Below are 9403 nucleotides of genomic sequence, written 5' to 3' on the forward strand. Positions count from 1 at the left end.
ACGTGCGTGGCCAGGATAGGGCAGCCCTGCTGTCAGCCGGTCTTGGCCAGGACGCTGCGCACGCGCTCGACGAGCTCGATGGGGTCGACGGGCTTGGTGATGTAGTCGGCGGCCCCCGCCTTCAGGCCCAGGTCGACGTCGAGCGACGTGGCCTTGGCCGACAGGAGGATCACCGGCATCCCGCGGAGGTCGTCGTCGGCGTTCACCTCGTTCAGGACCTTCATGCCGTCGAGCTTGGGCATCATGATGTCGAGAATCACGACGTCGGGCTTGTCCGACCGCATGGCCTCCAGCCCCTCGAGGCCGTCGCCCGCGGTGCTGACGTCGAACCCCTCTGACTCGAAGCTCAGCTGGAGCATGCGCCGAACGACGGGGTCGTCATCGACGATGAGAACGCTCTCGGCCATGCACGTACGGTACCTGCTCCGGTCCCGCCGGTGCCCTTACCAGCCGCCCCACTCGCGGTCGGCCGTACCGGTCCGGTAGCAGTCACGGAGGTGTTCGAGCCAGGCCACGCTTTCGACCAGGCCGCCCGGTCGGTTGCGGGCCAGCCACAGGCGGCGGTGCTCGTCGATGAGGCCGTCCAGTTCGTCGGCCAGATCCTGGCGGCGGGCGGCGGGGATCGAGGACAGCCACCCGTCTCCTTCCAGGCGCAGGCGGGCGTCCCGGCACAGCAGCGACACCAGCGCGGCGCCGCCTCTGAGCTCGTCGACAACGAGGACGCCGTCTTCCCGATCGGGCTTGGCGCGTGAGAGACGGTCGACGCACTCGGCCAGTCCCGCATCGACACGAACAAGATCGTCGACGGTCAGCCCGTCGCTGAACGTCCGCCCGAGCTGCAGCTGGGGCCAGTAGAGGTGCATCACCAGCACCGACATGTTCCAGATGTTGGGGACGACGCCGAGGTAGGCGTCGCCGAGGGCGACGAGCGCGGCGCCCAGGTCGCCACTGGAGTCCTGGAAGCAGTGCACGTCGAGGGCGGCGGCCAGGTCGAGGTCGCGGTTGGCATCGAGGCACCAGGACACGGCGGCGCCGTACGCGAACCCTGGCTCGCTGACCGGCAGGTACTGGAGGTGGCCCATGTCGCCCCAGTCGGTCGTGAGGTACCCAGGAGACCCGTTGGTCCGACCCGCCTCTGCCGCAGCCCGGCAGTTGCCGATCATGTTCGTGACCCGACCGAGGACGCTGAGCCAGCTGGAGGTGCCGGGGCATACCCAGTGCCGCACCCCGGCCTTGGTCAGGGCGGCGGTGCGATCGGCGAAGGGATGCCAGTCCTCGTAGCCCCACTCGCACACCGTCACCCCGTCGGGGAGCTCGACCAGAGTGTCGGGGTGGTTGGCCAGGATGTCGCCCCAGATCAACATCTCCCGGCCCGACAGCTCAGGGATGTCTCGAAGGGTCCGAACCCAGCTGATGTAGTCACCGATCCGTTCGGGCGGAAGCTCCCACGGCTCGTCCAGCCCGACCTGTACCCGCCGGCTGGTGAAGGCCGGCAGCAGCTCGGCGAGGAGCTCGCGAACCAGGGCCAGCGATCCCGGCTTGAGCGGATCGATCGTGGTGGGCGCGTGAAGATGTCCACGAGCATCGGGCCAGCCGTCGGGAGCGATGGCCAGAGACCGGTAGCGCTCGTGGGCGAGCCACCGGCCCATATGGCCCAGGCAGTTCTGGTTGGGCACGAGCTCGACGTGGCGCGTCCGGCAGAACGCGTCGAGTCGCCGTACCTCGTCGGCGCTGAGCGGTCTGGCGCCACGCCAGACCTCCTCGTGGCCGCGGTAGGCAAAGGTGTGCTCGAAGTAGAGCTGCACCTGGTTGACCTTCCACGACGCCAGCCGCTCCACCAGCGTCTCCAGGGTCTCTATCGTCGGAACCTTGTCACGGGAGATGTCGAGCATCACCCCCCGGACCGGGAAGTCGGGCCAGTCCCCGACGGTACCGACCGGGAGGACGCCGCCGTGAAGATGGGCGAGCTGGTCGAGTGTGGCCCGGCCGTAGAAGACGCCGGCGTCGTCGCCTGCGGCAAGGTGCACCGTATCGGTGTCGATCCGTAGCTCGTACCCCTGGGCGGGCAGCGACGGGTCAAGGCGCGTGACCGGCGGCCGGCGCGCCACGAGCTCGTCGCCGAGCGACAGATGACGGGGTCGCGGGAGGAGGTTCACCGACCGACCTGCAACTGCTTGCGGTACACGAAGAAGACGCGGCTCACCGTGCCCCCCAACCTGGCGTAGGGGACGATGGGACCGACCCACGCGACCTCGGCCCGCCGGCGTCCGGCCGATCGCATTCGATGGAGGGCGCCGAGCACGAGCGGCTCTCCGACGCCCTTGCCGATGAGGTCGGGGCGCACGGCGACCGGGCCCAAGAGGCCTCTGCGATTGACGTCGTAGGCGCAGAAGCCGGTGATCCCCTCGTCATCGCGTGAAACGAGGAGTGTTCCCTTGTCGAGGGCCCGCAGCGCCTCGGCCGACCAGTTGCTCCAGTGGCGGTCCAGCCAGTCCTCGAGCTCGGGCCGGTTGTTCGCCGCCGCCAGCTCGGTTCCCGCCGGGTCCGCCTTCAGGGCGTCCAGGTCCATGGCCATGTTGTAGTTGGCCTCGGCGCGCGTGTAGTGGTGGCGCTCGAGCAGGCAGAGCATCGGCGTCTGGCTCGTCTCCACCCCCGGGAACAGGTAGTAGGGAGCGTCGGCGCCCACCGTCACCGACCTCGTGCCGGCCAGGTCTGCTTCGGCGGCCTCGAGCAGGGCGTGACCGTGGCCGCGTCCGCGGGCGGACGGATCGACCACGAGCAGGCGGACGTAGCCACCGCCCTCGCCCTCGACCGTGGCGACCACGCCAACGTCCGGGTCGCCCCGGACGGTCGCCGGCTGGTCCGGCGCGAAGAGGGCTCCCATCAGCTCGTCCGCCTCTGGCGGATCACTGAGGCCCCGACGGCACAGCTCGGCGATCGCAGGCAGGTCGCCGGAGCCGAGCCGCTCCAGCGAGAGACCCGGCGCCTTCCTCATCCGCCTGCCCATGTGTCAGCCACAGCCGCGTCGAGGGCGGGCAGCTGCTCCAGCATCGAGGCCAGGAGCTGGATCTGGGCCCGGCACCGGTCCCGGTTCTGGCCCGGTCGGAAGATCCGGAAGTAGACGTCGCCAGCGAGATAGTCGGTCAGAAAGCGCACCGCCTGCTCGTACACCACCACGGCCCCGGAGAGCGACAGCAGCGCCACCTCGGGCGGGGTGATCCATTCGGCCGCCTCCTGCCTATAGCCCGCGACCAGAGCGCGCGCCAGGTCGAGATCCATCGCCACCCGGCGCAGGTCACGCTCGTCTTCGGGTGCCCGGCAGGTGGCGCTGCGCAGGAGGTCTCCGACATCCCAAAGGATCGAGCCGGGCATGACCGTGTCGAGGTCGGTGATGCAGACGACCCGGCCCGTGTCGTCGTCGAAGAGCAGGTTGTCGACCTTGGCGTCGTTGTGGGCCACACGACGAGGCACATCGGTTCCGACGAGGCGCCGCCCGGCTTCGGCCAGATCCCGGTGACCCAGCACGAACCCGATCTCGTCGCTGACTTCGGTCGACCGGCCGGTGGGATCGTCACGGAGGACGCGCTCGAGCGCTGCCAGCCGCCGCTCGGGGTCGTGAAATCCGGGGATGGTCTCGCCCACCAGGGCAGGGTCGAGGTCGACCAGGAGACGGTGGAGCTCTCCGAAGGCCCGACCGGCCTCGAAGACCTGCGCCGGGTTGGCGAGCGAGAGCGAGCTGTGCGTCCGCTCGACGAAGTCGACGCATCGCCACACGCCACCGGCTGTGTCGCGCCAGCTCGGCTGGCCCTCGCGGGTGGGGACCACCCGCAGCACCCGGCGATCGAGATCCCCCTCACCCGCAGCCGCGAGGCGGTGCCGCAGGTGGGCGGACACGAGCTCCAGGTTCGCCACGACCACGTCGGGCGCCGCGAACACCGTCGGGTTCAGGCGCTGGAGCAGGTACCGACGAGGGCCACCTCGGCCAGTCCCACAGGTGACGAGGTGGGTCTGGTTGATGTTGCCCTGGCCGTAGGGCTGGACACCACTGACCGGCGCCATCAGGGCGAACTGGGCGGCGACGCCCGCCGGGTCCGCACCCGTGCTCGTCGTGGCGCCGATCGGCATCCGCGAACGGTACCCATCCTTCGAGGGCATGCTCGGCTGGGCCACAGAGGCTCAGCGCTCGACGAGCGCCCACCTCGCCGGCTCGCCGTCGACCTCCCGGAGGACGCCCCGAGCCTGCAGCGCCCGCAGGTGAGCCATGGCCTCCCCCACCGCGGCGCGACGCATGAAGCCGTCGATCCTGTCCCACGGCCGCGACCAGGTCATCTGGGAGGCGATGTCCCAGGCCGAGGTGACCCCCCGCTCCACGGCGGCCACCACCTCGGCGAAGCGTTGCTCGTGGTGCGCTCGCAGCTCCGCCACTCGCTCCGGCAGCCCGACGAACCGGTGCTCGTGGGCGGGCAGCACCTCGTCCGTCGGAAACCCGGCCACCCGGTCCAGCGAGGCCAGGTAGTCGCCGAGTGGATTCGCCCCGGCCTGGGGATGGAACGGGATGTTCGGGGTGATGCGGGGCAGCACGTGATCACCGGAGAGCATCAGCTCGTAACGAGGCTCGTAGAAGCAGAGGTGTCCGGGGGAATGGCCCGGCGTCCAGATGGCCAGGAGGTCCCACCCCGGCACCTCGGGCTTCGTCCCGTCCTCGATCAGCACGTCCGGCTCGACGGCGGTGACGAAGGGCAGGACGGGCATCGACGCCCGCTCCAGCGACAACACCTCCTCCGCCGGTGCTCCGACCCGGCGCAACATCGTTCCCACTCGCGCCAGCAGGTCGTCCGGCTCGACGTAGCGGTCCTGGATCAGCTTGGCGTCCGCCGGGTGCAGGGCGACCCAGGCGCCCGACGCGTCCCGTACCCGCCCGGCCAGCCCGTAGTGGTCGGGATGGATGTGGGTCACGAGCACGCCACGGACCTCGGCCACCTCGGTCCCGGCATGCGACAGCCCGGCGGCCAGGGTGTCGAAGGCGTCGTCGGTGTTCCAGCCGGCGTCCACGATGAACGGCCCGGCATCGGTCTCGAACAGATACACGAGGACGTAGCGAAGGGGGTTGTTCGGGATGGGGACCGGGATGCTCCAGATGCCCGGCCTGACCCGCTCGACCGGCGGGAGGGGCCCGACCGATCGGGCGCCGACCGACACCTTCGCTCAGGCCCCGGCCACGAGGCCCCGAGCGGCCTCGACCACGTGACGGGCCGAGATGCCGGCCCAGTCCATCAGCTCAGCGGGCGTACCGGAGCCCGGCGTGCCCGGGACGGCCAGGTGGGCGATGCGAGGTGGCCTGGGCTCGTCCGACATTGCCTCCATGACCGCTGCCCCCAAGCCACCTTCGGGGTAGTGGTCCTCGACCACGAGCAGGCGGCCCGAGGTGACCAGCGCCGCCTCGCGCAGCGTGTCCACGTCGACCGGCTTCACCGAGTACAGGTCGATCACCCGCGCCTTGATGCCGGCCTCCTCCAGGGTCCCGGCCGCCTCGAGGCACGCATGCAGCGTGACCCCGGCGCCGATGAGCGCCACGGCGTCGTCATCGTGACGGCGAACCACCTTGGAGCCACCGATGGCGAACCGCTCGTCGGGACCGTACACGACCGGGTACGCGCCTCTCGTGGTGCGGATGTAGACGACCCCCTCGGTGACGGCCATGAGACCGACCAGGTTCACGGTCGACACCGGGTCACTCGGATACAGCACGGTGGAGCCGCTGACCGCCCGCATGGCGGCCAGGTCCTCCAAGGCCATCTGCGACGGGCCGTCGGCTCCGATCTCCACGCCGGCGTGGGACCCCGACAGGCGGATGTTGGCCCGGGAGATCGCCGCCATCCTGACGAAGTCGTAGGCGCGGGAGAAGAAGGCGGCGAACGTGGACGCGAACGGGACGTACGCCCGCACGCTCATCCCAACGGCGGCCGCCACCATCTGCTGCTCGGCGATGAACATCTCGAAGAAGCGGTCGGGATAGGCCTTCTTGAACTCGTCCGAGTGGGTCGAGTTGCTCACTTCACCGTCCAGCGCCACCACGTCGGGGCGGGCGCCCAGAGCAACCAGGGCGTCGCCGTAGGCCTTGCGGGTGGCGACCTTGTCCGACTTGTCGTACCGGGGCAGGTCGATGGTCGCCTTCCCCGGACGGGCGATGGCGCTCTGGAGCCGCTCCGGGAGGGGGCCCTCGGCCCGGAGGCTGCGCTCGCCGCCCAGCTCGGCGATGGCCCGCTCGGCCATGTCCGGTGGCAGTGGCTTGCCGTGCCATCCCTCCTTGTCCTCGACCTCGGAGAAGCCCTTGCCCTTCACCGTGCGAGCCACGATCACCGTCGGGCGATCGGCCTCTCGCGCCGACTCGAGGGCCTGGTCGATCTCGGCGTCGTCGTGCCCGTCGATCACCAACGCCACGCACCCGAAGGCCTCGACCCGTCGCCGGTAGGCGTCCAGCTCCCACCCGAACTCCGTCGGGCCCCGCTGGCCCAGGCGGTTCACGTCGAAGAGGGCGGTGAGGTTCGACAGGCCGTAGTGCGCCGCCTTGTCGAGCGCCTCCCAGATCGAGCCTTCGGCGAGCTCGCTGTCGCCGCAGAGGACCCACACGTGGAACGGCAGCTCGTCCAGGTACCGACCGGCGAGGGCGACTCCGACGCCGTCCGGGAGCCCCTGGCCGAGCGATCCGGTGGCGACGTCGACCCATGGCAGCTCGGGCGTGGGATGTCCCTCCAGCCGGGCGCCGAACGTGCGGTACGTCTTCACCAGCTCCTCGTCGCTGATGACTCCCGCCGCCTTGAACATGGCGTACAGGAGAGGGGAGGCGTGACCCTTGGAGAAGATGAGGTGGTCGTTGTTGTCCGCCTTCGGGTCGTTCCAGTCGTAGCGGAGGTGGCGGGTCATCAGCACGGCCATCAGATCTGCGGCCGACATGCTCGACGTCGGATGGCCCGACCCGGCGTGCGTGCTGCAGCGAATGGCGTCGACGCGTAGCTGCTGGCCCAGCTCCGCCATGAACGCCAACTGGTCGCTGTCGAGCTTGCCGCCGGTCGTCGTTCGAGCCATGTCGAGTCTCCCCGGGGTGCGATGTGTTGCCCGTCCCGTTCCGGGCCCTCGTGCCAGGCTAGCCAGCCCCGCCGTCGGGCGTGTCAGCCTCGCTTCACGCGACCGCGAAGGGCGGCGAGGGCCAGGCTCATGCTGATGACACCCACAGCGGCGACGGCGACCACGGCTTGGCCCAGCGCGCTCCCATCCCACCCGACCGAGGTCAGCGAGCGCAGCCCGGCGAGCAGGTAGGTGACCGGGTTGTAGGTCGCGATGGTGGAGAGCCAACCGGACAGCGCCTGCCTGGGGACGAAGGTGGTCGTCAGGAAGGCGAGTGGGAAGAACAGCACGAAGCTGGAGTTGACCGCTGCCGGGTTGCCCGTTTTGAGGGCGATGGCGTACGGGAAGCCGGTGAAGACCAGGCCCCACAGAGCAGCCAGGAGCACGAAGGCGACGACCCCGGCCACGCCAGTCACGAAGTTGACCCCGACGGCGAAGCCGACCACCAGGACGGGGATGGTGAGCGCGACCACGAGCGTGAAGTCCGCGACCATCAGACCGAGCAGCAGCGCCAGGCGACGGACCGGCGTCACGCACAACCTGTCGAAGTAGCCGCCCTGGATGTCGGTCACCAGCGACGATGCCCGTGAAATGCCGGTGACGGCGAAGACGATGGCGACCGGCAACAGGAAAGCCTTGAGGTCGATGCCCACCGCTTGGCGGGTCACCTTCTGCAGCGAACCCAGGTTCACGGTGAAGAAGAACACGGGGACGATCAGGGCGGGGATCATGGACTCGGGATCCCTGGGTATCTGGCGCAGGGCCCGGCCCGCCACCACGATCAGGTCCCACAAGAAGCCCACCTCGCGCCCTTGAATGTCGTCGCCGGGGTCGGTGGCCGAGGTCGTCGCGGCCGTGGTGGTGGTCACTGGCCCTCCTCTGGCTCGAGGTGCTCGATGTGGCCCCCGGTCAGCTCCAGGAACACGTCGTCGAGGGTCGGTGTGCGAAGGGTGAGGCTGTGGACGTGGAGCCGGCTGTGGCTGAGGGCCACGGCGACGGGGCTGATGGCCGCCGCGCCGTCCGGAGCCCGCACCGTCGCCTCGCCGTCGCGGATGTTCACGTGGTGGACACCGGGCACCCCTTCGAGGGCCTCGGCGATCTGCTGGTCGGCGCCGTCGACACGGGCCACGATGAGGTCGTCGCCGATGGACCGCTTGAGCTCCTCGGGCGTGCCCTCGGCCACGATGTGTCCTTCGGAGATGATGCCGACGCGGTCGGCCAGCTCGTCGGCCTCCTCGAGGTACTGGGTCGTCAGGAAGATCGTCGTGCCCCGCTCGACGTTCAGCTTGCGCACCTCCCGCCACACGGCGACCCGGCTGGCCGGGTCGAGCCCCGTCGTGGGCTCGTCCAGGAAGATGACTTTGGGGTTGTGCACCAGCGCGGCGGCCACGTCGAGCCGGCGCTTCATGCCGCCGGAGTACGTGGCGACCCGGCGGTCGATGGCCGGGCCGATGTCGACGAGACGCAGCACGTCGTCGAGACGACGGTCGATCTCGTGGGCGTGCAGCCCGTACAGGCGACCCTGGAGCCGGAGCAGCTCCCGACCTGTCTGGCGGTCGTCCAGGGCCGCCTCCTGCAGAGCGACACCGATCCGAAGGCGCACCGCCTGGGGCTCGGAGGCGACGTCATAGCCGGCCACCCGCGCCGTGCCGGCGGTCGGGAGCAGCAGGGTGCACAGCATCCGCACCAGGGTGGTCTTTCCAGCCCCGTTGGGTCCCAGGAAGCCGTAGATCTGGCCCTCGGGCACGGAGAGGTCCACCCCGGCGACGGCCATGACCTCACCGAAGGAGCGCTCGATCTTCTCGGCCAGCACGGCCGGCTCAGCCATCAGGCGATGCCAGCTCCCCGCTCGACCTCACGCCTCCAGCCCGTCCAGGCGGGCCAGGATGCGCAGCATGACCTCGTCGGCTCCTCCACCGATGGACAACAGCCGGGAGTCCCGGAAGTAGCGCGACGTCCAGGTCTCCTCCATGTACCCGACTCCACCGTGATACTGGATGCACGTGTCCGCGATCCTGCGGATGAGGCGACCCGTCGCCAGCTTGGCGATGGTGGCATACCGGGTCGTGTCCTCTCCGCGCAGGTACGCCTCGGCGCAGGCGTAGTTGTAGTGCCGGGCCATGTCCAGCTCGGCCGCCAGCTCGGCCAGGGTGAACTGGACGTGCTGGTTGGCAAGCAGCGGCCGGCCAAAGACGACCCGGTGCCTGAGATACTCGGCGGTCCGCTCGAGAGCCCGCTCGGCGCCCCCGACGGCCTGGTACGCGGCGATCATGCGCTC

At 70.1% G+C, this 9403-nt stretch carries 9 protein-coding genes; all 9 read right to left on the reverse strand.

Features of this window, described 5'->3' with window-relative positions; all coding sequences use genetic code 11:
• Positions 1-32: 32 nt before the first annotated feature.
• Complete coding sequence (locus tag VH112_02525; GenBank protein ID HEX4539093.1) at positions 33-407, reverse strand: response regulator; 375 nt, start codon at positions 405-407, stop codon at positions 33-35.
• Between the two features lie 36 nt (positions 408-443).
• The gene (locus tag VH112_02530) at positions 444-2156 is read right to left on the reverse strand and encodes a family 20 glycosylhydrolase (GenBank protein HEX4539094.1); all 1713 of its coding nucleotides are present in this window, start codon (positions 2154-2156) and stop codon (positions 444-446) included.
• A complete protein-coding gene (locus VH112_02535; protein HEX4539095.1) occupies positions 2153-2995 on the reverse strand; it encodes a GNAT family N-acetyltransferase in 843 nt (280 codons plus the stop codon). Before VH112_02535 ends, VH112_02530 begins: the two co-directional genes overlap by 4 nt.
• Positions 2992-4125, reverse strand: coding sequence for a phosphotransferase (locus tag VH112_02540; protein HEX4539096.1), 1134 nt, complete (start codon positions 4123-4125; stop codon positions 2992-2994). The genes VH112_02535 and VH112_02540 overlap by 4 nt, the downstream gene beginning before the upstream one ends.
• A 51-nt stretch (positions 4126-4176) precedes the next feature.
• The gene (locus VH112_02545; protein ID HEX4539097.1) at positions 4177-5199 is read right to left on the reverse strand and encodes an MBL fold metallo-hydrolase; all 1023 of its coding nucleotides are present in this window, start codon (positions 5197-5199) and stop codon (positions 4177-4179) included.
• Positions 5200-5205: 6 nt separating this feature from the next.
• Complete coding sequence (locus VH112_02550; GenBank protein ID HEX4539098.1) at positions 5206-7086, reverse strand: transketolase; 1881 nt, start codon at positions 7084-7086, stop codon at positions 5206-5208.
• A gap of 83 nt (positions 7087-7169) precedes the next feature.
• Positions 7170-7994, reverse strand: a complete 825-nt coding sequence (locus VH112_02555; protein ID HEX4539099.1) for an ABC transporter permease — start codon at positions 7992-7994, stop codon at positions 7170-7172.
• Positions 7991-8953, reverse strand: coding sequence for an ATP-binding cassette domain-containing protein (locus VH112_02560; GenBank protein ID HEX4539100.1), 963 nt, complete (start codon positions 8951-8953; stop codon positions 7991-7993). Before VH112_02560 ends, VH112_02555 begins: the two co-directional genes overlap by 4 nt.
• Positions 8954-8980: 27 nt before the next feature.
• Positions 8981-9403: acyl-CoA dehydrogenase family protein (locus VH112_02565; protein HEX4539101.1), on the reverse strand; the 423-nt coding region annotated here is incomplete at its 5' end.

The sequence above is a fragment of the Acidimicrobiales bacterium genome, from assembly GCA_036270875.1.
GTDB lineage: Bacteria > Actinomycetota > Acidimicrobiia > Acidimicrobiales > AC-9 > AC-9.

Coding starts and splice junctions, on each gene's coding strand:
- VH112_02525 (HEX4539093.1), bottom strand. CDS start 407: ATGGCCGAGAGCGTTCTCATCGTCGATGACGACCCCGTCGTTCGGCGC.
- VH112_02550 (HEX4539098.1), bottom strand. CDS start 7,086: ATGGCTCGAACGACGACCGGCGGCAAGCTCGACAGCGACCAGTTGGCG.
- VH112_02560 (HEX4539100.1), bottom strand. CDS start 8,953: ATGGCTGAGCCGGCCGTGCTGGCCGAGAAGATCGAGCGCTCCTTCGGT.
- VH112_02535 (HEX4539095.1), bottom strand. CDS start 2,995: ATGAGGAAGGCGCCGGGTCTCTCGCTGGAGCGGCTCGGCTCCGGCGAC.
- VH112_02540 (HEX4539096.1), bottom strand. CDS start 4,125: ATGCCGATCGGCGCCACGACGAGCACGGGTGCGGACCCGGCGGGCGTC.